The sequence below is a fragment of the Kineococcus lubricus genome (assembly GCF_050871965.1).
Taxonomy (GTDB): Bacteria; Actinomycetota; Actinomycetes; order Actinomycetales; family Kineococcaceae; genus Kineococcus.
In genome coordinates, this window is the sequence record NZ_JBJLSK010000021.1 from 19,386 (window position 1) to 45,024 (window position 25,639).

Below are 25,639 nucleotides of genomic sequence, written 5' to 3' on the forward strand. Positions count from 1 at the left end.
TGGTTCCGTACGCCCCGTCCAACGCGCGAGCGCCCCGATCGGTTGCGCCGGTCCCGTCGAGGTCCCGTCGAGGAGCCGTCAGGGGAGCGTGAGGATCTCCGCACCCGTCTCGGTCACCACGATCGTGTGCTCGAACTGCGCCGTCCGCTTCCGGTCCCGCGTCACCACGGTCCAGCCGTCCTCCCACATGTCCCACTCGTGGGTGCCCAGCGTCAGCATCGGCTCGATCGTGAAGACCATGCCCGGCTCCATGACCAGCCCGTGCTGGGGCGCGGCGTCGTAGTGCGGCACGACCAGGCCGGAGTGGAACGCCGGCCCGACCCCGTGGCCGGTGAAGTCGCGCACCACGCCGTAGCCGAACCGGGCGGCGTACTTCTCGATGACGCGGCCGATGACGTTGACGGCCCGGCCCGGCGCGACCGCCTTGATGCCGCGCATCGTCGCCTCGTGCGTGCGCTCCACGAGCAGGCGGGACTCCTCGTCGACGTCCCCGCACAGGAACGTCGCGTTCGTGTCGCCGTGCATGCCGTCGAGGTAGGCGGTGATGTCGATGTTCACGATGTCGCCGTCGGCCAGCACCGTGGAGTCCGGGATGCCGTGGCAGATGACCTCGTTGAGGCTGCTGCACAGCGACTTCGGGAAGCCCCGGTAGCCCAGGGTGGAGGGGTAGGCGCCGTGGTCGCAGAGGAACTCGTGCCCGATGCGGTCCAGCTCGTCCGTCGTCGTGCCCGGCACGACGTGCTCGCCGACCAGGGCCATCGCCCGCGCGGCCAGCCGGCTGGCGCGGCGGATCCGCTCGACGCCCTCGGGGTCGATGACGTGGGAGCCGGTGTAGGGCGTGGGGGCGGGCCGGTCGACGTACTCGGGCCGGGCGATCTGCGCGGGGACCGCCCGCCGCGGGGAGGTGGTGCCCGGCACGAGCGTGCCCAGCGGTGCGGTGGTGGTTCCCGTGCTCATGGGCACGAGTCTAGGTCGCCCGCCGCCGGCCCCCGGCGGGACGAGCGGCGCGGGCGCCGACGCGCCAGGATGCCCCCATGGCCAAGCAGTGGTTCTACGACACGAGCACCGGTCAGGTGCAGGAGCTGGAGAGGAAGGGGCAGGCCAAGGACCTCCTCGGCCCCTACGCGAGCCGGGAGGAGGCCGAGCAGGCGCTCGCGCGCGCGCACGCCCGCACGGAGGAGAACGACCGCCGCGACCGCGAGGAGGACGACTGGTGAGCCCGCGCCGCGCCCCGGCCCGGCCCTGAGCCGGGGGCGGGGGCCGGGGAACCCGCGGGAGCGCCCCGACGTCGACCGGGGTGACCCGCTACGACCGGGGTACTGACCGTCCCGGTTCCTCCACCGAGGGGTGGATGCCCGCAGCCGCACGGTCGGTCAGGATCGTGGGACCGCACGTGACGCCCCGGACCGCACCCGACCTAGGATCGGTGCACGCCCGGGGGAGGCGCGGGTGGATCGCATGTCGAGGACGAGGGGAACCGCCTGATGTCGGAGTCGCTGGACCTGAGCAAGCCGCTGAACCCGCCGGCCGCGGCCGCGCCGGCCCCGGCGGTCAGCGACCTGCAGCTGACCCCGCCCGCCCCGGTGCCCGTCGTCGCCGACGACACCGCCGAGGGCATGATCCCGCTGGACGAGGCGACCCGGGTCGAGCTGAACCGCAAGGCCCAGGCGTTCGTCGCCGACCTCGCCGCCCAGGACCCGCGCAGCCCCGCCTTCCAGAAGAAGGTCGACGACATCACGCGCATGGGCGAGCAGGAGGTCCGCTCCTCGGCCCAGGTCTCCAACCGGATGCTGGAGCGCCCGCAGTCCAGCCTCGCCGGTGCCAAGGGGCAGAAGGCGTCCGGGCCCGGCGCCGACTCCCAGGTGAAGGTGGCGAACACGCTCCTGGAGCTGCGCCAGACCGTCACCGCCCTCGACCCCGGCCGCGCCGACCTCAAGGGCGTGAAGAAGATCCTCGGGATCATCCCCGCGGGCAACAAGATCCAGCGCTACTTCGAGCGCTACCAGGACGCCCAGTCCCAGCTCGACGCCATCATCAAGGCCCTCGCCAGCGGGCAGGACGAGCTGCGCAAGGACAACGCCTCCATCGAGTCCGAGAAGCAGAACCTGTGGACGACGATGGGCAAGCTCACCGAGTACGCCACGCTGGCCAAGGCGCTCGACGCCGCGACCGTCGCCAAGATCGACGAGCTGCGCGCGACGAACCCGCAGGCCGCGGACGCGCTGACCTCCGACGCGCTGTTCCCCATCCGCCAGCGCCACCAGGACCTGCTGACCCAGCTGGCCGTCAGCGTGCAGGGCTACCTCGCCCTGGACCTGGTGCGCAAGAACAACATCGAGCTCATCAAGGGTGTGGACCGCGCCCAGACCACGACGGTCGCCGCGTTGCGCACCGCCGTCATCGTGGCGCAGGCGCTGGCGAACCAGAAGCTCGTCCTGGACCAGATCAACGCCCTGAACACCACGACGAACCAGATGATCCTGTCGACCTCGGAGATGCTCAAGCAGCAGACCGGGCAGATCCACCAGCAGGCGTCCTCGTCCACGGTGGACGTCGCGACCCTGCAGAAGGCCTTCGACAACGTCTTCGCGACGATGGACGCCATCGACACGTTCAAGCAGCAGGCCGTCGTCAGCATGGCCAGCACCGTCGACGCCCTCGAGGGCCAGGTTCACCGCTCGCGGTCCTACCTGGAGCGGGCGCGCAACGGTGAGGGCGGCCCGGGCCCGGCCCTCGAGGGTCCCCGGTGACTCCCGAGACACCCTCGCGGTCCCTGCGGCGGGCCCGGCCCGCCGCGGTGCACGGGCACGTCGTCCGCCGGGGGGCCGCGCAGGCCCCGCCCGAGCTCGTCGCGCGCCGGCTGCGCAGCCGCACGTGGCGGGTGGCGAACTCCTGGTGGCTGGCGATCCCGGCCGTGGGACTGCCGTGGCTGTCGTTCCTCTACATGGGGTTGCGGGCCCGCCGCCCGCAGTGGGTGCTGGCGGCGATCGCGTACTTCGTGCTCTTCGGCGGGGCGGTGACCGGCCTCGGCGTCGGGATCGCCGCGGACGCGACGTTGTGGACGGTCCTGGGTGCCCTGGCCGGCACCGGGACCTGGGGACTGGGACTGGTGCACTCGATCATGGCGAACTCGGCCTGGCTGCGGATCAAGGCGGCGTTCACCGGGGAGGAACTGCCCCCCGCCCCGGCGCCGGCGCCGGTGGAGCCGGCGCCGCCGGCCGACCCGGTCGAGGCGCTGCAGCAGCGGCTGGGCGAGGTCGTCCGCACCGCCAAGCGGCACGGCGGTCGGCTGCCCGACGGCGCCGTGCCCGCGGTGCGCGAGATCGAGGACGTGCTGGGGCCCCTCCTGGCGCACGTCGCCCGCCGCGGGGCCGAGGTCGAGGAGCTGCACAACCTCGAGGCCATCGTCACCGAGTACCTGCCGGGCGCGCTGGAGCACTACCTCGACCTGCCCGAGGACTACGCGCTGACCAGCCGCGGCCCCGGCGGGGCGACCCCCGCCGAGGAGCTGGTGAACCAGCTGCAGCTCCTCGTGCAGGGTTCCCGCGACCTGCAGCGCGCCGTCCACGACCAGGACGCGCGCAAGCTGTCGGTGCAGGGCCGGTTCCTCGACGCGAAGTTCCGGCGCTCGGACCTGGACCTGTAGGGAGGCCGACGTGGGAGTCGAACTCGGCAAGGGCGACGACGGCCGGGTGCGCGCACGCCCCGACGCGCCGCCCACGGTGCGCACCGGGGCGTCGCCGGCCCGCACGACCCCGCCGCCGGCGCCGTACGTCAAGCGGGAACCCTCGGCGCCGCCGCAGCAGGAGCAGGGCCGGGGGCTGAACCCGCACGCGATGGGGCTGGCGAACGCCGTCTGGATGGCCGCCTGGATCGTCGCCTTCGCTCAAGGGTGGATCGGCCTCGCGCTCGCGCTGATGTTCAGCCAGGGCGCCGCGATGGGGTACCTCAAGCACCAGGGCGTCCCGTGGGCCGGGCACGCCGCCGAGCGCCGCGCCCGCCGCCTCGAACGCCACCGCCGGCGCGCCGGGCGCCGGGAGCCCGCGCCGGTGGAGGCGGCGAGCCCACCGGCGCTGCCGGACCCGCTGGCCGCGGCCGAGCGCGCGCTGGCCGCCGCCGTCGTGCGCGCCGAGACCTCCGGCGGCCGGATGGACGCCGAGGCGGTCGGCCTGGTCCGCGAGGTCGACCGCCTGCTGAGGCCGCTGCTGGCGCAGCTGCGCACGCGCGAGGCCGACCCGCAGGTCCGGCACGACCTGGAGACCCTGGCCGGGGAGCACCTGCCGCGCACCGTGGACGACTACCTGGTCCTGCCCGACGACTACGCCCACGAGCACCGCACCGCGGCCGGGACGACCCCGGCCGACGAGCTGCGCAGCCAGCTGCAGCTGCTCGTCGAGGGCTGCCGCCAGCTGCGCGAGGCCGTCCTGGCCCGCGACGTGGACCGGCAGCAGCAGCAGAGCCGGTTCCTGGAGGCGAAGTTCCGCAAGAGCGACCTGGACCTGTGAGAGCCGGGGAGGAGCCGTGGGCGTCGAGCTGAGCCGGCCGGAGGAGCCCGGCGGGGAGCACCGGCGGGTCGTGCTGCCCGACCGCGAGGTCGAGGTCGTGCGGGCCGAGGACCTCGAACCGCGCCTGGGGGCGGACCTGCCGGTGCTCGGCTGGGTCTCCGACGTGCAGTTCCAGCTGTTCCGCTTCGTCGGGCTGGGCGGCTGGATCGTCCTGTACGCCCTGCTCGGGCCGCTGGGCCTGTGGTGGGTCGGCTTCCTGGCGATGTGGGCCTGGATCGGCGCGAACGTCGCCTACGAGAACGAGGCCCGCCGCCGCCGCCGGTTGCGCCGGCACTACCGCCGCGCGGTCAAGTACGGCCTGGCCGTCCCGGCGCTGCCGGTCGAGCCCGCGCCCCGGCGCCGGGAGCGGACCCCCGAGCCCGCCGCCGCACCGCCCCCGGCCGCCGCCCCGCGGGTCAGCGCGGCCGAGAAGGCGCTGGTGGCGACCGTGCGGCGCGTCGACACCAGCGACCGCTTCGAGCGGACCGACGTCGTGCTCGTCCACGAGGTCGCCGACCTGCTCGGCCCGCTGCTGCTGCGGATCGCCGAGCGCGGCGGGGACCCGCAGGTCCGGCACGACCTGGAGACCCTGGCCGCCGAGCACCTGCCCCGCACCGTCGACGACTACCTCTCCCTGCCCCCGGACGTCGCCCGCACGCCCCGGGCCGGCGACGGCACCACCCCGGCGCAGGAGCTGCGCAGCCAGCTGCACCTGCTCGTGGAGGGCTGCCGGCAGCTGCGCGACGCGGTGCACGCCGCCGACGTGGACCGCCAGCAGCAGCAGAGCCGGTTCCTGGAGACCAAGTTCCGCCGCAGCGACCTGGACCTGTGACCGGCCCCCGCCGACCCTCCCGCGCGGTCGCCGGGTGCGGTAGGAAGGGGCCATGACGCTCGACGTCCAGCTCGTCGGCTCCACGACCCAGATGGCCGTGGTGACGTTGCGACCCGGCCAGACGGTCTACTGCGAGGCGGGCAAGTTCCTGTTCTCCTCCGGCGACGTCGTGATGGAGACGAAGCTGACGGCCCCCAGCGACCCGCACGGCGGTCCGGGCGGCGGCGGTGGGCTCGGCGGCCTGCTGCGGGGGGCGGCCAACGCGGGCAAGCGGGTGCTGGCGGGGGAGTCCTTCGCCTTCCAGCACTTCCACACCCCCGGCGGTGACGGCCTGCTGGGCCTGGCCGGCGTCCTGCCCGGCGAGATGCGGGTCCTGGAGCTCGACGGCGCGACGACGTGGTTCGCCGAGAAGGACGCCTTCGTGGCCGCCGAGGCGGGCGTCCACTTCGACATCGCCTTCTCCGGCCTGGGCCAAGGCGTCATGGGCGGGGAGGGCTTCATCCTGGAGAAGTTCACCGGCCGCGGGTCTCTGGTGATCGCCGGCGCCGGGGACTTCATCGACATCAACCCCGCCGACTACGGCGGCACGATCCGCGTCGACACCGGCTGCATCGTGGCCTGGGACGACCGCATCACCTACGGCGTCGAGACCGTCGGCCGGCTCAACCGGCAGGGCATCATGAGCGCGGTCTTCGGCGGCGAGGGGCTGACCCTGGCGACGCTGCGCGGCAACGGGCGCGTCATCCTGCAGTCGGTCACCATCGAGGCCTTCGCCAAGGCCCTCGTGAAGAACAGCGCCAAACCCGACCAGCAGGGTCTGGGCGCGCTCGGCGGCCTGTTCTCGGGGTCCCGGGACTGACCGGGCACTCCCGGGGGCCGGTGATCGTTGGACCGCACGTCGGAACACCACGACGACAGCACAACCACGCAGAAGGAGCGACACACCATGGGCGTCAGCCTCAGCAAGGGCGGCAACGTCTCCCTCTCGAAGGAAGCGCCGGGGATGACCAAGGCCGTCATCGGCCTGGGCTGGGACGCGAACTCGTTCACCGGTTCGGAGTTCGACCTCGACGCGCAGGCCATCATGGTCGGCCCCAACGGCAAGGTGCCCAGCGACGGCTACTTCGTCTTCTTCAACCAGCTGAAGTCGCCCGAGGGCTCGGTCGAGCACACCGGTGACAACCGCACCGGCGAGGGCGACGGCGACGACGAGAAGATCAACGTCGACCTGTCGCGCATCCCCGCGGAGATCGACAAGGTCGTCTTCACCGTCGCCATCTACGACGCCGACACCCGCAAGCAGTCCTTCGGCCAGGTCCGCAACGCCTTCATCCGCGTCGTGAACGCCGAGGGCAACACCGAGGTCGCGCGCTACGACCTGTCCGAGGACGCCTCCACCGAGACCGCGATGGTCTTCGGCGAGCTGTACCGCAACGGCAGCGACTGGAAGTTCCGCGCCGTCGGCCAGGGCTACGCCGACGGCCTGCGCGGCATCGCGACCGACTTCGGCGTCAGCGTCTGACCCGCACCACCCCCGCGCCGCGCGTCGTCCCCACCGGGACGACGCGCGGCGTTCTCCCGTGCGCGCGCCGGGCGCGGGATGAGAAGGTCGTCCCTGCTGCACGTCAGGCCCGCAGGGGCTCCGCTCGACAAGAGAGTTTCTGGTGATCCTCAAGACCTACCGCTGGTCGTTCGCCGTGACGGCCCTGGGCATCGTGCTCGCGGCGTGGTACGGGCTGTCGGCCCACCTGGGAATCGGCCAGGCCATCGCGCTCGTCCTGATCCTGTCGATCCTCGAGATCAGCCTCTCCTTCGACAACGCGGTCGTGAACGCCACGATCCTCGAACGGATGAGCGACTTCTGGCGCAAGATCTTCCTGTCCGTCGGCATCATCATCGCCGTCTTCGGCATGCGCCTGGTCTTCCCCATCGTGCTGGTCTGCGTCACCGCCGGCCTCAGCCCCGCCGAGGTCATCCGCCTCGCGCTGGCCGGTGGGGAGCCCGAGACGCCCGGCACGTACGGGTACGAGCTCAACCAGGCGCACCCGACCATCGCCGCCTTCGGCGGGATGTTCCTGCTCATGCTCTTCCTCAACTTCATCTTCGGGGAGAAGGAGCACCACTGGCTCGGGCCGCTGGAGCGCCTGCTGGAGCGGGTCGGCAAGCTGGAGTACGTCCAGGTCATCGTGGCCGGCGGCGTGCTGCTCATCGTCGCCGAGACCTTCGCGACCGACCACGGCCGCACCGTGCTGGCCTCGGGCCTGGCCGGCATCGTGACCTACCTGCTCGTCAACGGCCTCGGTGAGCTGTTCAACGTCGAGGAGCACCTCGAGCACGGGGAGCACCCCGACGGCGCGGACGCCACCGCCGCCACCGGCGGCGCCACGCCGGTCCGCAGCGGGCCGACCACGGCCGCCAAGGCCACCGGCAAGGCGGCGTTCTTCCTGTTCCTGTACCTGGAGGTGCTGGACGCCTCGTTCTCCTTCGACGGCGTCATCGGCGCGTTCGCCATCACCTCCGACCCGGTCATCATCGCGATCGGCCTGGGGGTCGGCGCCATGTACATCCGGTCCATGACCGTCCACCTCGTCGAGGAGGGCACGCTGGCCCAGTACCCGTACCTGGAGAACGGTGCGCTGTGGGCCATCGGCGCGCTCGCCGTGATCCTGCTCCTGAGCATCGAGGTGCACATCCCCGAGGTCGTCACCGGCCTCATCGGCCTGGCCTTCATCGTCGCCTCCCTCATCAGCTCCATCCGCTACAACCGGGCCCACCCGGAGGAGGCGCACGTGGACACGCACGCCGTGCACAGCTGACGGGCGCAGCGGTCGGGGGACGGGCGGGGACGGGGGATCGGGAGGGCATCGGGTGAGCGGGGCGGACGGGCGGCCGGCGGAGGCGGTCCACAACTTCCTGGGGCACCCCGTGCCGCGCCGCAGCACGCGCACCCTCGCCGACCACCTCCACCCCCGGCCGGCCCCGGCCCGGCCCCCGCGGCCGGCGCCGGCCCCCGCGCCCCGACCCGCCCCCGCACCGGCCCCCGCACCGGCGCCCCCGCCGGCCGCGGTCGTCGGGCAGGCCCGCGCCGCCGAGCGCCGCGTCGTCCTGGACGACGAGCGCCCCGTCCTCACCATCCCCGCCGCCGAGCGCGGCTCCGGCACCCTGCGGATCACCCTGGAGTGGGACCAGCTGGTCACCGCCTCGGGCCTGCACCGCTCGTCGGACCTGCACCTGGGGTGCTTCTGGCAGACCCGGGACCGGCACTCCGGTGCCCTGCAGTCCCTCGGCGGCCTGCTCGCGGCCCCCGGCTTCGGCGCCCGGCAGGTCCTGCGCCTGGGCGCGCGCAGCGAGCAGGCCGGCGAGGAGGTCCTCGGCGACGCCGCGCACCTGGGGCTGATGCGCCGGCTGGTCTTCTACGCCTACGCCGTGGGGCCCCGGCCGCCGGACTACGAGCGGCTGGCGCCGCGGCTGAGCATCACCCGCCGCGGCGGCGGCAGCGTCCAGCTGTGGGCGCAGGGCGCTCCCGCCGGGGCACGCACCTGCGTGCTCGCCTCCCTGCACGACGTGGGCGGCGACCTCGTGGTGCGCCGCGAGAACGACTTCTTCCCCGGCCCGGCCCGCGAGGCCGGGCTCGCCCACGGGTTCGACGACCTCGACTGGAACGCCGAGGGCACGATCCCGCGGGCCTCCTGACCCGACCCACCCACCCACCCACCACCCGAGGAGAACCCGTGGCCGTCAGTCTCACCAAGGGCCAGAAGCTGTCGCTGAGCAAGTCCGGCGGCGGTGAGCTCACCCGCGTCTTCATGGGCCTCGGCTGGGACGCCGTGGCCAAGGGCCTGTTCCGCAAGAAGGCCGTCGACATCGACCTCGACGCCAGCGTCCTGCTGTTCGACGCCGCCGGGAAGGTCGTCGACGAGGTGTGGTTCCAGCAGCTGCGCAGCAAGGACGGGTCCGTCACGCACACCGGGGACAACCTCACCGGCGAGGGCGAGGGCGACGACGAGGTCGTGTACGTCGACCTGCCCGCCGTGCCCGCCGCGGTGACCACGCTCGTCTTCGTCGTCTCCAGCTTCACCGGCCAGGACTTCTCCCAGGTCCAGAACGCCGTCTGCCGCCTCGTCGACGCCGCCGGGCCGACCCCGGTCGAGCTGGCCCGCTACGCGCTGTCCGACGCCGGCCCGCACACGGCGCAGATCATGGCGAAGCTGACCCGCGAGGGGCCGGGCTGGGCGATGACCGCGATCGGCGCGCCCGCCAACGGCCGGCACATCCGCGACCTGCGCGACGCCGTCGCCGCCCACGTGTAAGACGCGCCACGCACGTGCGGCACTTCGCCACCCTCGACGCCGAGCAGCACCAGCGGCTGTTCCTCCACCCCCCGCGACCCCTCGACCTCGGCGCCGGCCGCGACGAGCTGGCGGTGGCGCTCGGGGCGACCCTGTACTGCCCGGCGACGCGCGAGCGTCTGGCCGGGGACCTGCTGAAGCTGGTCGGCCGCGGCGTCCTGTCCGCCGTCGCCTGCCTGGAGGACTCCGTCCCCGACGACGCCGTCGCCCGCGCCGAGGAGGTCCTCGTCCGGGAGCTGGCCGGTCTGGCCCGCACCCCGGCGTGGGCCGAGGGGCCGCCGCTCATGCTGTTCGTGCGCCCGCGCAGCCCCGAGCAGCTGCTCAACGTCGTCGAGCGCGCCGGCGTCGGCCTCGACTGCCTCCTGGGGTTCGTCGTGCCCAAGTTCGGCGGCGCCGGGCAGCCCCCGCCCAAGGAGTGGCTGCAGGCCGTCCAGGCGGCCTCGGACCGCGCCGGGCGCAGGCTGTGGGCGATGCCCGTGCTGGAGAGCCGGGACATCGCCCACCTCGACACCCGCCACGCGGCGCTGTTCGCCATCCGCGAGGTCCTCGACGCCCACCGCGACGTCGTGCTGGCCGTCCGCACCGGGGCCACCGACCTGTCCGCGGCCTACGGCCTGCGCCGCCCGCGCGGGCAGACGGTGTGGGACGTGCGGGTCGTGGCGGACGTGCTGGGCGACGTCATCAACGTCCTGGGCCGCGCCGACGGCACCGGGTACCCGATCACCGCGCCCGTCTGGGAGCACTTCAGCTCCGGCGAGCGCGTCTTCCGGACGTCCCTGTCGGCCGGGCCGTTCGCCGAGGGCGCCGAGGAGCTGCGCGAGCAGCTCATCGCCGACGACCTCGACGGCCTGGTCCGCGAGCTCGTCCTGGACCGCGTCAACGGCCTGCAGGGCAAGACCGTCATCCACCCCTCGCACGTCGCCGTCGTGCACGCCACGTCGGTGGTGACCCACGAGGACTACTCCGACGCCAGCGACGTCGTGGCCCAGTCCGGGGGCGGGGCGATGGCCTCGGCCTACCGCAACAAGATGAACGAGGCCGGCCCGCACCGCGCCTGGGCCGAGCGCGTCCTGCTGCGCGCCGGGGCCTTCGGCGTCGCCCGCGAGGACGTGTCCTACGCGCACCTGCTCCAGGCCCAGGACGAGGCGTGGCGCACCGTCCGCGCCCGGCGGGGGACCGGCTCGTGAGGGGCACCCGCCCGGGGGCGCCGACGCAGGCGTGGGTCGCCGACCGCCTCGGCGTCCACGTCCACGGCGGGCCCGGCGTCGACGGCCTCGACGTCCACGACCTGCTCGGGCTGGCCCTGCGGCGCAACCCCCGCCGCGCCCACCTGCTGGTCAGCCGGGTCCTGGGCAAGCACGTGCCCACCGACCCGCGCCTCGTGCGGGCCGCGGGGCTGCGGCTCGGCGCCCAGGTCGCCGCCGTCCTGGGCTTCCCCGACGCCCCCGGCGCCGACGTCGCCACCTGGCGGGCGGCCCTGGACGGCGACCCGGTCGCCACCAGCGCCGTCCTGGCCGGCGCGCTGCGCTGCCCGGCCCGCCCCGACGCCGTCGTCGTCGGCTACGCCGAGACGGCCACCGGCCTGGGGCAGACCGTGGCCGACGCCCTCGGCTGCGCCGGGCTGCACTCCACCCGCCGCGAGGTGCCCGGTGCGGTCGACTGGGCCGGGTTCGAGGAGGAGCACTCCCACGCCACCGGCCACCGCCTGCTGCCCGCCGACCCCGCCGTCCGGGCGGCGCTCGCCGACCCCGAGGCGCCGGTCGTCCTCGTCGACGACGAGCTGTCGACGGGCCGGACGGTCGCGAACACCCTGCGGGCGGTGCACGCCCTGACCCCGCACGGGCACTACGTCGTCGCGGGGCTGGTGGACCTGCGCTCGGTGGACGACCGGACCCGGCTGGCCGGCCTGGCCGACGAGCTCGGCGCGCGGATCGACGTCGTCGCGCTGGCCGAGGGCGGGGTCGACCTGCCCGCGGACGTCCTGGAGCGCGGCGCCGAGCTCGTCGCGCGCGTGCAGCCGGTCGCGCCGTCGGCGCGCCCGGAGGCCGCCGCCGAGCCCGTGCGGGTCGACTGGCCCGTGGGGCTGCCCACCACGGCGCGCTTCGGCACCGCCCCCGACCACGGGCTGCGCCTGACCGGGGCCGACCTGGTGCGGCACCTGCTGCCGGAGCTGCCCGCGGGCGCCGACGTCCTGGTGCTGGGGACCGAGGAGCTGATGCACGCCCCGCTGGCGGTGGCGACCCAGCTGGCGGAGCGCTTCGCCGGGACGGTGCGGTTCTCCTCCACGACCCGCTCGCCGGTGCTGGCCGTCGACGACCCGGGGTACGCCGTCCGCGGGTCCGTCGCGTTCGTCTCGCACGACCCGGCCCAGGACGGGCCGGGGGTCCGGTACGCCCACAACGTCACCCGCGGCGTCACCCCTGACGTCACCCGCGACCGCCCGTGGGACGTCGTGCTGCTCGTGGTGGACTCCGCCTCCGACCCCGCGGCGCTGCACGCCCCCGACGGCGTGCTGGCCGCGCTGGCCCCGCACGCCGCGCGGTTGCTGCTCGCCACCCTGCCGGCCGACCGCTGGCCCACCGGCCCCGTGGAGAACCCGTGAAGAACCCTGTGAGGAATCCCGCGTGAACCTGCCCCCCGCCCTGTCGGGACCGCACTTCGGCTCCTACGCGCCGGACGAGGTGAGCTGGTTGCTCACCGACCTGTCGCACGCCGAGCTGGAGGCCCCCGCCGAGGAGCGCGAGGAGGCGATCCAGAGCGGCGGCGCGCACTACGCCGAGTCGCTGCCGGTGGAGTACCAGCCGAGCCCGGAGTACCAGCGGCTGTTCCTCGACGCGCTCGCGCGCGGGGCCCGCCGGGTGGCGCTGGGGGTGGGGGTGGTCGCCGAGCTGCTGCGCGCCGAGCGGGGTGAGGACCTGCTGCTGGCGTCGCTGGCGCGGGCCGGCACGCCGGTGGGGGTCCTGGTGCGGCGGTGGGCGGCCCGGCAGGGGCTGCACTGGCCGCACGTCGCGGTGTCCATCGTGCGCGGCAGGGGGATCGACGAGGTGGCGCTGGCCTGGATCGCGGCGCACCACGACCCGGCGCGGGTCGTCTTCGTGGACGGCTGGACCGGCAAGGGCGCCATCGTGCGGGAGCTGTCCGCGGCGCTGGCCCGGTTCCCGGGTTTCAGCGACGACCTCGCGGTGCTGGCCGACCCGGGGCGGTGCGTGCGGACGTTCGGGACCCGCGAGGACTACCTGGTCCCCTCGGCGTGCCTGAACTCGACGGTGTCCGGTCTGGTCTCGCGCACCGTCCTGAACGACCGGCTGACCGGCCCGGGGCAGTTCCACGGAGCCAAGTTCTACGCCGACCTCGCCGCGGTGGACCTGTCGAACCGGTTCCTCGACGAGGTGACCTCCTGGTTCGACGACGTCGCCGCCGAGGTCCCCGCCGCCGTGGAGGCGGTGCGCTCGGGGGACCGGGACGCCGCGTTCACCGGCTGGGCCGAGGTCGAGCGGGTCAGCGAGCACTACGGCATCGGGGACGTGAACCTCGTCAAACCCGGGGTGGGGGAGACGACGCGGGTCCTGCTGCGCCGCGTCCCGTGGCGGGTCCTGGTCCGGCCGGCGGCCGAGCTGACCCACCCCGACGACCTGGCCCACGTCCGGCTGCTGGCGCAGCAGCGCGGCGTCGTGGTCGAGGAGGTGCCGGGGCTGTCGTACTCGGCGATCGGCCTGATCCACCCGCGCTTCACCCGCGGGGCCACCGGCGCGGACGGGAAGGCCGTCTGATGGGGCTCCTCGCGGCCAGCGACCTGGACCAGACGCTGGTGTTCTCGGCGCGCTCGGCGCAGGCCGACGTCGCGGCGCTGGTGCCCGTGGAGGAGTACCGCGACGCGACGATCTCGTGGGTGACGCCCGCGGCGTGGTCGCTGTTCGCCGACCTCGTCGCCTCGGACCGGTTCGTGCCGGTGACGACGCGCACGGTGGAGCAGTACCGGCGGATCCGCTGGCCGGGGCGGCCGCCGCGGTTCGCGGTGTGCGCCAACGGCGGCGTCATCCTCTCGGGGGACGGGCCCGACGCCGCGTGGGCGGCCGTGGTGCGCGAGCGGCTGGCGGGGTGCGCGCCGCTGCCGGAGGTGCTGGCGGCGCTGACCCGGCTGGCGCGCGAGCTCGTCGCCGTCGTCCCGGGGTCCGACGAGCCGTCGGTGCGGGAGGTGCCGGGGTTGTTCGGGTACGTCGTGCTGCGCGACGGTCAGCGCGCGGCGCTGGAGGGGGCCCGGCTGGGGGAACTGACCCGGCTGCTCGACGGCTGGGGTTTCACGGTGTCGCTGCAGGGCCGCAAGCTGTACGCCGTCCCGCGGCCGCTGACGAAGTCCGCCGCGGTCGCCGAGGTCGTGTCCCGCTGCGGCGCGGACGGTTTCGTCGCGGCGGGGGACTCGCTGCTGGACGTCGACCTCCTCGTCGCGGCCCGCGCGGCGCGCCGCCCCCGGCACGGGGAACTGCTGCGGACCGGGTGGGAGCACCCGACGGCCGGGCTCACCGACGCGGTGGGGGCGGCGGCCGGTGAGGAGATCGCCCGCTGGCTGCTGGCCGCCACCGCCTGAGCAGCACGGCGCCCGCCCCGACGGCGGCCAGGCCGACGCCCCAGCGGACGGCCGCGCCGCCGGGCGGGTGGAGCAGGACCTCGGCCAGCGCCCCCACCGGGACGACGAGCCGGGCGAGCAGGCCGTCGATCCCCGCGCCGCGGACCCGGGTCCCGACCAGGCCCAGCAGCGGGCAGCACACCAGGGCCGCCGCCGCCCAGAACGGGAACCGGGCGGCGGAGGCGGTCAGCGGCACGTCGCGCACGGCCGCGTCCACGACGTAGAAGCACGCCAGCCCCGCCGTCCCAGACAGCCAGCCGCCCACCGCGGCCCGCGCCGGGGTGCGCAGCAGCGCACCGGCCAGGACGGCGAGCCCGGCCCAGGCGAACCCCGCGTTGAGCACGAGGCCGGCCGGGTGCAGCGGGCCGGGGGCGCTGTCCAGCAGGGCGTTGAGCGCGCCGAAGGCCACCGCGACGACCAGCACGAGGATCACGCCCCGATCGTGGGGCCGCACCCGTCGCCGGTGGGGGCCGTGCGCCGGACCGGCGACGGCTCAGCGCGAGATCTCCACGAGCACCGACAGGTGCCCGGCCCCGGGCACGGGGACGAGGTCGGCCCCCGGGACCGCCGCGGCCAGCCGGTGGGCGTGCGCGACGGGGACGACGAGGTCGGCCTCGCCGTGCACGAGGACCACCGGGACGGTGATCGAGGCGAGGTCGAACCCCCAGGGCCGCACCAGGGCGAGGTCGTCGTCGACGGCGCCGCCGTCACCGTCCGCGGTGGCCTCCCGCACGACCGTCCCGAACCACCCCCAGGGGCCCTCCAGGGCGGCGTGGTCGTCGGCGGTGAAGTCGGGTGGGCCGGCCTCGAACCCCTCCCGGGCCGCGCGGCCCTCGACGGCCCGGGCGAGGGTGGCGCGCGAGGCCGGGCCCATCCCGGCGAACCAGTCCTCCGCGGTGGGGTCCGCGGGGAAGGGCGCGGGCCCGGAGACCGCCAGGACGGAGGTGACCCGGTCGGGCAGCAGCGCCGCGGTGGCCAGCGCGTGCGGGGCGCCGCCGGAGTGCCCGACCGTGCGGCAGGCCGCGATCCCGAGGTGGTCCAGGACGGCCCGCACGTCCGCGGCCACGTCGGCGACGGTGCGGCCCGGGGTGCGCGGCGACCGGCCGTAGCCGGGGCGGTCGACGCCGATCCAGCGGGTGTCGGTGCCCCGCCACGGCGCGGGCGGTTCCCCCGTGTTCGGGGTCCCGCCGTGCCAGAGCACGACGTCCCCGCCCTCGTCCCCGGACCCGCCCGTGTCGTGGATCCCGAGGGTCCGCCCGTCGGGCAGGGTGAGTTCGGTGCGGTGCACGGGGCGGGGGGCGGGGTGGGTCACGGGAAGAAGGGTTCCACCGCGGCGCGGCCGGCGTCCAGGTCGAACCCCTTGGCCCGCAGCCAGTCGTCGGACCAGTACGTGTCGAGGTAGCGGTTCCCGTCGTCGCAGACCAGCGTCACCACCGAGCCCGCCCGGCCGGCCCGGCGCATCCGGTCCACCAGCCGCAGCGCGACCGACAGGTTCGTGCCGGTCGAGGCGCCGGCGCGGATCCCGGTGCGCTCGAACAGGATCCGCATGGCGGCGACGGACTCGTCGTCGGGGACGGTGAAGACCTCGTCGATGACCGAGGGCACGAACGAGGGTTCGACGCGGGGCCGCCCGATGCCCTCGACGCGCGAGCCGCGGCCGGTGACCTCGCGCGACCCGGTCCGCCAGGCCTGCGCGAACGCCGAGCCCTCCGGGTCGGCGACCGCGAGCCGCGTCGCGTGCTGGGCGTACCGGCAGTAGCGGCCGATGGTCGCGCTCGTCCCGCCGGTGCCGGCACCCACGACGATCCACTCCGGCTCCGGGTGGGGTTCGAGGGCGAGCTGCTCGAAGATCGAGCAGGCGATGTTGTTGTTGCCGCGCCAGTCGGTGACGGTCGAGGCCATCGCGAACTGGTCGAGGTAGAACCAGCCGTCCTGCGCGCCGAGGTGCTCCGCGGCGGCGTACACCTCCCCGGGATCGTCGACGAGGTGCAGGCGCCCGCCCTGGCGCCGGATGAGGTCGAGCTTGGCGGTCGACGTCTGCGCCGGGACGACCGCGACGAACTCCAGGCCCAGCAGCCGCGCGAAGTAGGCCTCCGACACGGCCGTGGACCCGCTGGAGGCCTCCACCAGCGTCGTCCCGGCGGTGATGTCGCCGTTGCTGAGCCCGAACAGGAACAGCGACCGCGCGAGCCGGTGCTTCAGCGACCCGGTGGGGTGGGTCGACTCGTCCTTGAGGTAGAGCCGCACCCCCCAGTCCGCGGGGAGGTCGAACACCCGCAGGTGGGTGTCGGCGCTGCGGTTGGCGTCGGCCTGGACGACGCGGACCGCGGTGTGCACCCAGTCGCGGTCCTCGTGCGAGCTCATGCGGTGACCGTACCCGCCCGCCCTGCCACCCCGCCGCCCGTCACTCCCCTCGGCGATCGAGGACTGAGCCTCCGCGATCAAGGACAGCTGTGTCCTTGATCGCCGAGGGGAGTGGAGGGGCGGCTCCCGGTGGGGTTACTTGATGGCCCCGCGGGTGACGCCGCTCATGACCCACCGCTGGGCCAGGACGTAGACGAGGATCGTCGGCGCCATCGCCATGAGGTAGGACGCGAACGCGACGTTGTAGTCGGTGCTGAAGGCGCGCTGGAAGATCTGCAGCAGCACCGGCAGCGTCTGCATGTCGGCCTCGGCGGTGATGAGCGAGGGCATCATGTAGTCGTTCCAGCTGGCCAGGAACGCGAAGATCCCGACGGTCGCGTTCATGGGGGCCAGCAGCGGGAAGACGATGCGCCAGAACACCTGCCACGTCGAGGCGCCGTCGATGCGGGCGCTCTCCTCCAGCTCCTCGGGGATGGACCGCAGGAACGCCGAGTACAGCAGCACGCTGAACGACATCTGGAACATGATGTGCAGCAGCACCACGCCGCCGGGGTTGTCCAGGCCGAGGGTCGCGGTGAGCTTGACCTGCGGCAGGGCCAGCACGGGGAACGGGATGAACATCGCGGCGAGCAGGTACACGTAGGAGTACCGGAACAGCTTGTGCTCCCAGTTGCGGACGATGGCGTACGAGGCCCAGCTGGCCAGCAGCAGGCACCCGACGACGCTCAGCGCGCTGATGGCCGCCGAGATCGCCAGGCCGCGGCCGAACCCGGTGAGCGTCCAGCCGTCGGCGAAGCTGCTGAAGTTCAGCGGCCACGGGAAGTCGAACCCGGACCCGGCGACGGCCTCCTCGGGGGTCTTCAGGGCCATGGCGACGGAGAAGTACAGCGGGACGAGCACGGTGAGGGAGCAGACCCCCAGCACGATCGTCAGCGCCCAGCCCTTGCGGGGTTTGCGGCCCACGACGGTCAGGTCGTGGTGGGTCCGGGTGCCGGTGGGGATGGTGGTCGGGTCGATCGCGGTCATCAGAGCTGCACCCCTCGGCGACGGATCAACTGCAGTTGCAGGATCGAGATGACGACGGTGAGGACGAAGAACACCAGGGCGTTGGCCATCTGGTAGGAGTAGTCGCCGTTGGTGAACCCGGAGAAGATCACCATCGAGACGCTGCGGGTCGCGGTGCCGGGGCCGCCGTCGGTGAGGCCCACGATGATGTCGTACGTGCTGAGGAAGCCCTTGAACCCGAGCACGGTGTTGATGATCACGTACCCCCACATGAGCGGCAGGGTGACCGAGAAGAACTGCCGCGAGGCCCCCGCACCGTCGAGGGCGGCGGCCTCGTAGACCTCGTCGGGCACGGCGAGCAGCCCGGCGATGTAGATGATCATGGCGCCGGGGACGGCCTGCCAGGTGGTGACGATGACGACGGCGAACCACGCCCAGTCCGGGTTGGCCAGCAGGCTGGTCTGCAGGGCCGGGACGGCTTCGAAGAGCTGCGGGATCGACGTCGAGAACAGGTAGTTGAACACGAAGGCGATGACGATCCCGGACACGACCATCGGGATGAAGAAGACGCTGCGCAGGAACGTCTTGGCGTGGATCTTCGCGTTCAGGCCCAGCGCCAGCAGCAGGGCGATGACGTTGGTCAGGATCACCGTGACGAGCGCGAACAGCAGGGTGAACCCGTAGGCCTCGCGGATGTTCGGGTCGGTGAACAGGACCTTGAAGTTGGAGAACCCCACGACGTCGAAGTCGCCGAACCCGATGTAGTTCGTGAGGCTGACCCCGGCGCCGAGCAGCGCGGGGACGGTGATGAACAGCGTGAACAGGGTGATCGTCGGCAGCAGGAACAGGAAGAACGTGGGGTCGACACGCTTGCGGGGCCGCCGCTGGACGCTCAGGCGGTCGGCGGCGGTGCCGGTCGTGCGGGTGGTGGTGGCCATCGGGACTCCGTCGTCGTCGAGGGGTGTCGCTCGAGGGGGGGATCAGACCGCGTCGCGTGCGGCGAGGCGCCCCCAGTCCTCGTCGAGCCGGCGCAGCATGGTGTCGGAGTCGCCGGTGAACACGGCGTCCTGGACGTAGTTCCCCACGGGGACGCCGGGCGGGATGTAGGTGTTGGCGCCCTGGTAGATGCGGCCCTCGGCGAGGCTGGCCTGCAGGCCGGCCATGCGCGGGTCGGTCTGCGGCGGGGCGCCCTCGAGCGGCGACGTGGCGAGGTTGTCGCCGTTGTACCGGCCGATGACGTCCGGCGACATCAGCCACGACACGAACGTGCGGGCCTCCTCCTGGTACGGGGAGGACTTCGGGATCCACAGCGACAGGTCGAGGTTCACCCGGGTCCGGGCCTCGGCGGGGTCCTCGGTGGCCGGCAGCGGGAACGTGTCCACCGGCAGGTCGGGGTCGACCTTGGAGACCTCGTTGAGGGCCCACGGCCCCTGCAGGTACATGGCGGCCTCCCCGCGGCCGAACGCGAGGTTGCCGTCGGGGTAGGTGCGGCTGGCGTTGTCGGGGTTGGCGTACCGGGAGAGCTCGACCATCTTGCGGCCGGCCTCCCCGAACGTCTCCAGGAACGTGACGTCCTCACCGGACTTCAGCGCCTCGTAGAACCCGGCGACGTCGGCGGCGCTGCCGGTGGTGTAGTCGAACAGGCCCTGGGCCAGGGTCCACACCTCGGCGGAGGTGAGCTGGACGGGCACGACGCCGTTGGCGGTGAACGTCTCGCAGGCCGTGACGAGCTCGGACCAGGTGGTGGGGACCGCCACCCCGTTCTGCTCGAACAGCGCCTTGTTGTACAGGACGCCGGCCGCGGTGATCGAGTAGGGCAGGACGCTGGTCTCACCCCGGTAGGTGGCGAACTGGTCGACCAGGTCCTGGTACTGCGGGTCGACGCTGTCGGCCTCGGGGGTCCCGGCCAGGTCCACCAGGACCCCGGTGGAGACGAACGAGGCGGTCTCCAGGTTGTAGTTGAACAGGCCCACGTCCGGCGGCGCGCCGCGGACGAACTGCGCCGTCAGCGACGTCTGCGAGGAGTCGTGGACGACCCAGATGTCGCTCTGCGAGGCGTTGAACTCCTCCACCAGGCCCGAGACGTACTCGATGACCTCGGTCTTGGACTCGAACAACCGGATCGTCGTCCGGCCCTGCGACCCCGCGGGCGCGCCGCAGGCGGCCAGACCGGCCGTCGCGGCGGCGGCGCCGAGGAAGGTCCTCCGGCTGGTTCTCGATGGCACGAGCGGTCCCTCCGTCGAGTTCCCGTGCGGGCACCGTCGCCCGCGCGGGTCGTGCGGATCCCCGGAGGGGGATCAGGCGGGCTCGTCCTCGAGCCACACCGTGGTGTCCTGGGGAACCAGGTTCCCCCGCAGCGGTCCGCTGCACAACACGACCCGCCCGGCGGGCAGTTCCACGTCCGCGGCGGAGAAGTTCGTGAGGACGGTCCAGCCACCCGGGCGGGTGAACGTCACGACGCCCTCGGGGGAGGGGACCCAGGTCAGGTCCTCGGTGGTCTGCAGCCGGCGGCGGGCGGCCAGGGCCTGCCGGTAGAACTCCAGCGTGGAGCCCTCCACGCCGTCCTGGCGGTCCACGGCGACGTCGGCGAACCAGGCCGGCTGCGGCAGGTGGGCGCCGCCGGGCCCGAACCCGTACGAGGGGCCGGTCGCGGTCCACGGGATCGGCACCCGGCAGCCGTCGCGGCCCTTCTGCTCGCCGCCGGAGCGGCGCCACGTCGGGTCCTGCAGGGTGGCCGGCGACAGGTCGGCGACCTCGGCCAGCCCCAGTTCCTCCCCCTGGTACAGGTAGGTGCTGCCGGGCAGGGCCAGGATGAAGGCGGTCGCGGCGCGGGCGCGGCGCAGCCCGCCGGCGGTGTCGGGGGCGGGGTCCTTGCCCTCGGACAGCAGCCAGGCGTTCTCGTCGGTCCCCGGCGGCAGCGCGTAGCGGCTGGCGTGTCGCACGACGTCGTGGTTCGACAGCACCCACGTCGAGGAGCTGCCGGCCTCGGTGGCGAACCGGAGGTTGTCGGTGACGACCTCGCGGAAGGCGGCGGCGTCGAAGTCGGCCTTGAGCAGGTCGAAGTTGAAGGCCTGGCCCAGGCCCTCGGGGGAGGCGTAGCGGGCGCGGCGGTGCGCCGGGACCCAGGCCTCGGCGACGGCCGTGCGGGGCGGGTCGTAGCGGTCGAACAGCTCGCGCCACTGCGCGTACACCTCGTGGACCTCGTCGCGGTCGAACAGGGGGTGCGAGCCGTCCAGGAGGCCGGCCAGCTCGGCCTTCGTCGGCAGCGGTTCGGTGAGGTCCTTGGTGAGGGCGTTCGCGACGTCGATGCGGAAGCCGTCGACCCCGCGGTCGGCCCAGAACTCCAGGGTGCGCAGGTGGTCGGCGCGCACGTCGGGGTGGTCCCAGTTCCAGTCGGGCTGCTCGGGGGCGAACAGGTGCAGGTACCAGTCGCCGTCGCCGACCGGTTCCCACGCCGGCCCGCCGAAGGCCGCGGTCCAGTCGCTGGGCGGCAGCTCGCCGTCGGCGCCGCCGCCGCGCCGGAACACGTACCGCTCGCGCTCGGGGGAGCCGGGGCCGGCGGCCAGGGCCTGCCGGAACCAGACGTGCCGGTCGGAGGAGTGGTTGGGGACGATGTCGACGATGAGCTTGATGCCGGCGCCGTGCAGCGCGGCGACCAGCTCGTCGAACTGGTCGAGGGTGCCGATGCGGGGGTCGACGTCGCGGTGGTCGTCGACGTCGTAGCCGCCGTCGGCCAGGGCCGAGGGGTAGAAGGGCGAGAGCCAGACGGCGTCGACGCCCAGCCGCCGCAGGTACGGGACCCGGGAGGTGATGCCGGGCAGGTCGCCGGTGCCGTCGCCGTCGTGGTCGGCGTAGCTGCGCGGGTAGACCTGGTAGACGACGGCCTGGCGCCACCAGTCCTTCGGGTTCGTGCTCACGCGGGTCTCCGATGGTCGATACTTGATGTGGGGCCTAAATCTAAGGGCTGGCTAAAGTGTGCCCAGCCGGTGGGAGGGGGTCAAGGGGTGGCGCGGGGAGCTTCCGTCACGCGGCGGCTGCGCGACGACAACGCGCTCGCCGTGCTGCACCACGTCTGGGACCTGCCCCCCGCGCCGGACGGCTCCGAACCCGGCGTCACCGGCAGCGACCTCATCGCCGCCACCGGGCTGTCCCGCGCCACCGTGCACGACGTCTGCGACGAGCTCATCGGCCGCGGCTGGCTGCGCGAGCTGCCCAACGGCCGCGCCGCCGCGGACTACACCAAGGGCCGCCCCGCGCGCCGCTACGCCTTCGACGTCCACGCCGGGACCGTCGTCGGCGTCGACGCCGGGCAGCACCGCATCGCCGCCCGCGTCGCCGACCTGCGCGGGCGGACCCTGGCCGAGGCGGCCGAGGTCGTCGACCACGACCCCGGGCGCACCCCCGCCGCGGCCCGCCTCGACGTCGTCACCGGCACGGTCCGGCGGGCGCTGGCCGCCGCCGGGTCACCGGCCGTGCTGTCCGTCGCCGTCGGGGTCCCGGCCCCGGTGGGCCCCTCCGGGCGCACCGAGTTCACCGGGAACCCCTACTGGCTCTTCATGAACCCCGACCTCGCCGCCCACCTGGCCGAGCACCACGGCTGGCGCGCGGTCGTCGACAACGACGCCAACCTCGCCGCCCTGGCCGAGGGGTGGCTGGGCAGCGGCCGCGGCGTGCGCAACCAGGTCACCCTGCTGGCCGGTGAGCGCATCGGCGCCGGCGTCGTCGACGACGGCCGCCTGCTGCGCGGGGCGCGCGGCGGCGTCGGGGAGATGCGCTACCTCGACATCGTCGAGGGCGTCGGGTCCGCCGACGGCCTCGGGAAGGTCCTGCGCGACCTCGTGCGCGCCGCCGGCGGGACCGGCGCCGCCGAGGACGTCGTGGCCGCCGCCGAGGCGGGGGAGGAGCTCGCCGGGTCGCTGCTCGCGGTCGCCGCCGAACGCCTCACCCGCGTCGTGGTGTCCCTGGCCAGCCTCTTCGACCCCGAGCGCGTCGTCGTGGCCGGCGGCGGGGCCGGCGCCGGCGGGGTCGTCGACCGCGTCAACGCCGAGCTGCCCCGGTTCCTCGACGAGCCGCGCCCGGCGGTCGTGGCCTCCACCCTCGGGCGCGACGTCGTCGTCCTCGGCGCGCTGCGCCGGGCGCTGGACGAGGTGCGCCGCGACGCGCTCGTGCTGACCCCGGGGCGCTGAGCGCGCTCAGAAGGAGTGCTCGGGCCCGGGGAAGGAGGAGTCGCGCACCGCCGCGGCGTACTCGCGGGCCGCCGCGTCCAGCTGCCCGCGCAGGTCGGCGAACTTGCGGACGAACCTCGCCGTCCGGTCCGACAGGCCCGCGAAGTCCTGCCACACCAGGACCTGCGCGTCGCAGCCCGGGCCCGCGCCGATGCCGACGGTCGGGATCGCCAGGGCCCGGGTGACCTGCTCGGCGACCTCGGCCGGGACCATCTCCAGCACCACCGAGAACGCCCCCGCCTCCGCGACCGCGCGGGCGTCGGCGAGCACCTGCTCGGCCGCCTCGCCCCGGCCCTGCACCCGGTACCCGCCCAGGGCGTGCTCGGACTGCGGGGTGAACCCGACGTGCGCCATGACCGGCACCCCGGCCGCCACGACGGCCCGCACCCGCGAGGCCGTCCGCACCCCGCCCTCCAGCTTCACCGCGTGCGCGCCGCCCTCCTTCATCAGGCGCACGGCCGACAGCACCGCCTGCTCGTCGGAGGCCTCGTAGGAGCCGAACGGCAGGTCCGCCACCACCAGCGCGTGCGGCGCACCGGCCACCACCGCGCGGGTCAGCGGCAGCAGGTGCTCCAGCGTGACCGGCAGCGTGCTGGACATCCCGAACACCGTGTTCGCCGCGGAGTCGCCCACCAGCAGCACGGGGATCCCGGCCTCGTCGAAGACCTGCGCCGTCATCGCGTCGTAGCTGGTGAGCATCGCCCACTTCTCCCCGGCGTCCTTCCACTGCCGCAGGTGGTGGACGCGGGTGCGGCGGCGCGGGGCGGGGGCCTCGGTGGCGTACGGCACCTCAGTGCTCCTCGGCGGTCGCGGCCGGCAGCAGCGGCTCGGTCGCCCGCGGCTCGCGCCAGCGGTTCGTGATGGGCAGCCGCCGGTCCCGGCCGAACGCCTTGAAGGTGATCTTCGGGCCGGGGGCGAACTGCCGCCGCTTCCACTCCGCGCGGTCGACCAGCGTCACGATCGAGTCGACGAGCGCACCGTCGAAACCGGCCGCCAGCATGTCCGCGCGGCCCTTGTCGCCCTCGACGTAGTCCTCCAGGATCGCGTCGAGCACGTCGTACGGCGGCAGGGAGTCCTGGTCGACCTGGCCCGGGCGCAGCTCGGCCGACGGCGGCTTGGTGATCGTGTTCTCCGGGATCGGCGGCTGCTCCCCGCGCGCCACCGCCTCGGCGTTGCGCCAGCGCGACAGCTCCCACACCAGCGTCTTGGGGACGTCCTTCAACGGCGCGTACCCGCCGACGGAGTCCCCGTACAGCGTCGAGTACCCCACCGCCAGCTCGCTCTTGTTGCTCGTCGCCAGGGTCAGGTGGCCCTCCTGGTTGGCCAGGCCCATGATCGTCGTGCCGCGCACCCGCGCCTGCAGGTTCTCCTCCGCGACCCCCTCCAGCGGGACCGTCGCCAGGAACGCCTCGACCATCGGCGCGATCGCGAACTGCCGGTACTCGAAGCCGCAGCGGTCGGCCAGGTCCTTCGCGTCGTCCTTGGAGTGCTGGCTGGAGTAGCCCGACGGCAGCGAGATCCCCACGACGTTCTCCGCCCCGATCGCGTCGCAGGCCAGGGAGGCCACCAGCGCGGAGTCGATCCCGCCGGAGACGGCGATGACGACGGAGCGGAAACCGTTCTTGCGCACGTAGTCCCGCAGGCCCAGCACGATCGCGGCGTGCACGTCGGCGACGTCGGGCAGCGGCTCGTGGTGCGGCGCGGCGCGCGGTTCGTACGCCGGCACCGGGTCGGTGCTCACCGTCACGCGCGCGACGTGCTCCTCCCAGCCCGGCGTCCGCACCGCCGCGGGCAGGTCCAGGTCCGTCACCACCAGGGACTCCTCGAACTGCGGCCCGCGCGCCAGCACCGTCCCGTCCTGCGCCACGACCAGCGAGTCCCCGTCGAAGACGAGCTCGTCCTGGCCGCCGACGGCGTTGACGTAGGCGATGGGGCAGCCGGCCTCGGCCGCGCGCCGCGCCACCAGCTCCAGGCGCACGTCGTCCTTGTTGCGCTCGTACGGCGAACCGTTCAGGACCGCGAGCAGCCCCGCCCCGGCGTCGTCGGCCATCTGCACCGGGCCGCCGTCCTGCCACAGGTCCTCGCAGATCGCGATCGCCACGTCCACCCCGTGCACCCGCGCGACCAGCAGGTCGTCGCCGGGGGTGAAGATGCGGTACTCGTCGAAGACGCCGTAGTTCGGCAGGTGGTGCTTGGCGTAGCGCCCCACGACCCGGCCCCCCTGCAGGACCGCCGCGCAGTTCTGCGGGCGCCCCTTCGCCTCGTGGTGGTCGACGTACCCCACCACGACCGTCACCGCGCCGTGGCCGTCGTCGGCGATCTCGGCCGCCAGCCGTCCCACGGCCCGCCGGGAGGCGTCGACGAAGGACCGCCGCAGCGCCAGGTCCTCCACCGGGTAACCGGTGACCGCCGTCTCGGGGAACAGCACCAGGTGCGCGCCCTCGCGCGCCGCCCGGCCCGTCCACTCCCGGATCGCCGCGACGTTCCCGTCGAGGTCGCCGACGGTCGTGTCGATCTGGGCCATGGCCACGCGCAGCTGGGGCATGCGACCAGCCTAGTGAGCCCGCCGCCCGGGCCCCGGCGCGGTCCGCCCGCGGGGTGCGGGACCGGCCCGGTGGGCCGGTGCGCGATGATGACCGCACCGACCCGCGCGGGGCAGCGGGGACCGCGCGGTCCCGGCGAACGGAGCGAGCAGA

Annotated in this window: 23 protein-coding genes and 1 pseudogene; 14 read left to right on the plus strand and 10 right to left on the minus strand. The window is 74.2% G+C overall.

Annotation, left to right across the window (positions count from 1 at the left end; genetic code table 11):
- Positions 1-78: 78 nt before the first annotated feature.
- Complete coding sequence (gene map / locus ACRYRX_RS16200) at positions 79-957, minus strand: type I methionyl aminopeptidase (protein ID WP_432513361.1); 879 nt, start codon at positions 955-957, stop codon at positions 79-81.
- A 77-nt stretch (positions 958-1,034) separates the two neighbouring features.
- Between map and ACRYRX_RS16205 the strand changes: the two genes are divergently transcribed.
- The 13 genes and pseudogenes from ACRYRX_RS16205 to ACRYRX_RS16265 all read left to right on the plus strand — a co-directional run bounded on the left by ACRYRX_RS16205 (position 1,035) and on the right by ACRYRX_RS16265 (position 14,310).
- Positions 1,035-1,217 (plus strand): SPOR domain-containing protein, encoded by a 183-nt coding sequence (locus ACRYRX_RS16205; protein WP_432513362.1) that lies wholly within the window; start codon positions 1,035-1,037, stop codon positions 1,215-1,217.
- 267 nt (positions 1,218-1,484) lie between these two features.
- Positions 1,485-2,750: a toxic anion resistance protein gene (locus ACRYRX_RS16210; RefSeq protein ID WP_432513364.1), complete on the plus strand. Its 1,266-nt coding sequence runs from the start codon at positions 1,485-1,487 to the stop codon at positions 2,748-2,750.
- Positions 2,747-3,646, plus strand: coding sequence for a hypothetical protein (locus ACRYRX_RS16215; RefSeq protein ID WP_432513365.1), 900 nt, complete (start codon positions 2,747-2,749; stop codon positions 3,644-3,646). The genes ACRYRX_RS16210 and ACRYRX_RS16215 overlap by 4 nt, the downstream gene beginning before the upstream one ends.
- A gap of 10 nt (positions 3,647-3,656) precedes the next feature.
- Entirely contained in the window at positions 3,657-4,505 is an 849-nt protein-coding gene (locus ACRYRX_RS16220; protein WP_432513367.1) for a hypothetical protein, read from the plus strand.
- Between the two features lie 16 nt (positions 4,506-4,521).
- A complete protein-coding gene (locus ACRYRX_RS16225; protein ID WP_432513368.1) occupies positions 4,522-5,376 on the plus strand; it encodes a hypothetical protein in 855 nt (284 codons plus the stop codon).
- 52 nt (positions 5,377-5,428) lie between these two features.
- Positions 5,429-6,235, plus strand: coding sequence for an AIM24 family protein (locus ACRYRX_RS16230; RefSeq protein ID WP_432513371.1), 807 nt, complete (start codon positions 5,429-5,431; stop codon positions 6,233-6,235).
- An 87-nt stretch (positions 6,236-6,322) separates the two neighbouring features.
- Entirely contained in the window at positions 6,323-6,898 is a 576-nt protein-coding gene (locus ACRYRX_RS16235; RefSeq protein ID WP_432513372.1) for a TerD family protein, read from the plus strand.
- Between the two features lie 142 nt (positions 6,899-7,040).
- The gene (locus ACRYRX_RS16240) at positions 7,041-8,192 is read left to right on the plus strand and encodes a DUF475 domain-containing protein (RefSeq protein ID WP_432513374.1); all 1,152 of its coding nucleotides are present in this window, start codon (positions 7,041-7,043) and stop codon (positions 8,190-8,192) included.
- A gap of 52 nt (positions 8,193-8,244) precedes the next feature.
- Positions 8,245-9,069: a hypothetical protein gene (locus ACRYRX_RS16245; protein WP_432513375.1), complete on the plus strand. Its 825-nt coding sequence runs from the start codon at positions 8,245-8,247 to the stop codon at positions 9,067-9,069.
- Between the two features lie 38 nt (positions 9,070-9,107).
- Positions 9,108-9,686, plus strand: a complete 579-nt coding sequence (locus tag ACRYRX_RS16250; RefSeq protein ID WP_432513377.1) for a TerD family protein — start codon at positions 9,108-9,110, stop codon at positions 9,684-9,686.
- Between the two features lie 14 nt (positions 9,687-9,700).
- The gene (locus ACRYRX_RS16255) at positions 9,701-10,912 is read left to right on the plus strand and encodes an HpcH/HpaI aldolase/citrate lyase family protein (RefSeq protein ID WP_432513379.1); all 1,212 of its coding nucleotides are present in this window, start codon (positions 9,701-9,703) and stop codon (positions 10,910-10,912) included.
- Positions 10,909-13,495 (plus strand): annotated as a pseudogene (locus ACRYRX_RS16260) (phosphoribosyltransferase). The gene ACRYRX_RS16255 and the pseudogene ACRYRX_RS16260 overlap by 4 nt, the downstream one beginning before the upstream one ends.
- Positions 13,495-14,310, plus strand: a complete 816-nt coding sequence (locus ACRYRX_RS16265; protein WP_432513381.1) for an HAD family hydrolase — start codon at positions 13,495-13,497, stop codon at positions 14,308-14,310. The pseudogene ACRYRX_RS16260 and the gene ACRYRX_RS16265 overlap by 1 nt, the downstream one beginning before the upstream one ends.
- Here the strand turns inward: ACRYRX_RS16265 and ACRYRX_RS16270 are convergent.
- From ACRYRX_RS16270 to ACRYRX_RS16300, 7 genes are all read right to left on the minus strand, one after another.
- On the minus strand, positions 14,243-14,782 hold the full coding sequence (locus tag ACRYRX_RS16270) for a hypothetical protein (RefSeq protein ID WP_432513382.1): 540 nt from the start codon (positions 14,780-14,782) through the stop codon (positions 14,243-14,245). The genes ACRYRX_RS16265 and ACRYRX_RS16270 overlap by 68 nt on opposite strands.
- Before the next feature lie 60 nt (positions 14,783-14,842).
- On the minus strand, positions 14,843-15,661 hold the full coding sequence (locus ACRYRX_RS16275; RefSeq protein ID WP_432513384.1) for an alpha/beta fold hydrolase: 819 nt from the start codon (positions 15,659-15,661) through the stop codon (positions 14,843-14,845).
- Positions 15,658-16,713, minus strand: a complete 1,056-nt coding sequence (locus ACRYRX_RS16280) for a PLP-dependent cysteine synthase family protein (RefSeq protein ID WP_432513386.1) — start codon at positions 16,711-16,713, stop codon at positions 15,658-15,660. Before ACRYRX_RS16280 ends, ACRYRX_RS16275 begins: the two co-directional genes overlap by 4 nt.
- 135 nt (positions 16,714-16,848) lie before the next feature.
- Positions 16,849-17,739, minus strand: coding sequence for a carbohydrate ABC transporter permease (locus tag ACRYRX_RS16285; RefSeq protein ID WP_432513388.1), 891 nt, complete (start codon positions 17,737-17,739; stop codon positions 16,849-16,851).
- Complete coding sequence (locus ACRYRX_RS16290) at positions 17,739-18,656, minus strand: carbohydrate ABC transporter permease (RefSeq protein ID WP_432513389.1); 918 nt, start codon at positions 18,654-18,656, stop codon at positions 17,739-17,741. The genes ACRYRX_RS16285 and ACRYRX_RS16290 overlap by 1 nt, the downstream gene beginning before the upstream one ends.
- A 42-nt stretch (positions 18,657-18,698) precedes the next feature.
- A complete protein-coding gene (locus ACRYRX_RS16295; RefSeq protein WP_432513390.1) occupies positions 18,699-19,943 on the minus strand; it encodes an ABC transporter substrate-binding protein in 1,245 nt (414 codons plus the stop codon).
- Positions 19,944-20,015: 72 nt separating this feature from the next.
- On the minus strand, positions 20,016-21,635 hold the full coding sequence (locus ACRYRX_RS16300) for a glycoside hydrolase family 13 protein (RefSeq protein ID WP_432513392.1): 1,620 nt from the start codon (positions 21,633-21,635) through the stop codon (positions 20,016-20,018).
- A gap of 87 nt (positions 21,636-21,722) precedes the next feature.
- Here ACRYRX_RS16300 and ACRYRX_RS16305 point away from each other — a divergent pair, with 87 nt between their 5' ends.
- Entirely contained in the window at positions 21,723-22,904 is a 1,182-nt protein-coding gene (locus ACRYRX_RS16305; protein ID WP_432513393.1) for an ROK family transcriptional regulator, read from the plus strand.
- Between the two features lie 6 nt (positions 22,905-22,910).
- On the opposite strand, the gene panB is transcribed toward ACRYRX_RS16305, so the two are convergent.
- Together panB and ACRYRX_RS16315 are read right to left on the minus strand one after the other, a co-directional pair.
- A complete protein-coding gene (panB, locus tag ACRYRX_RS16310; RefSeq protein WP_432513394.1) occupies positions 22,911-23,732 on the minus strand; it encodes a 3-methyl-2-oxobutanoate hydroxymethyltransferase in 822 nt (273 codons plus the stop codon).
- A gap of 1 nt (position 23,733) precedes the next feature.
- Positions 23,734-25,488 carry an NAD+ synthase gene (locus tag ACRYRX_RS16315; protein ID WP_432513397.1) on the minus strand — a complete coding sequence of 585 codons (1,755 nt, stop codon included), beginning with the start codon at positions 25,486-25,488 and terminating at the stop codon, positions 23,734-23,736.
- Positions 25,489-25,639: the final 151 nt, after the last annotated feature.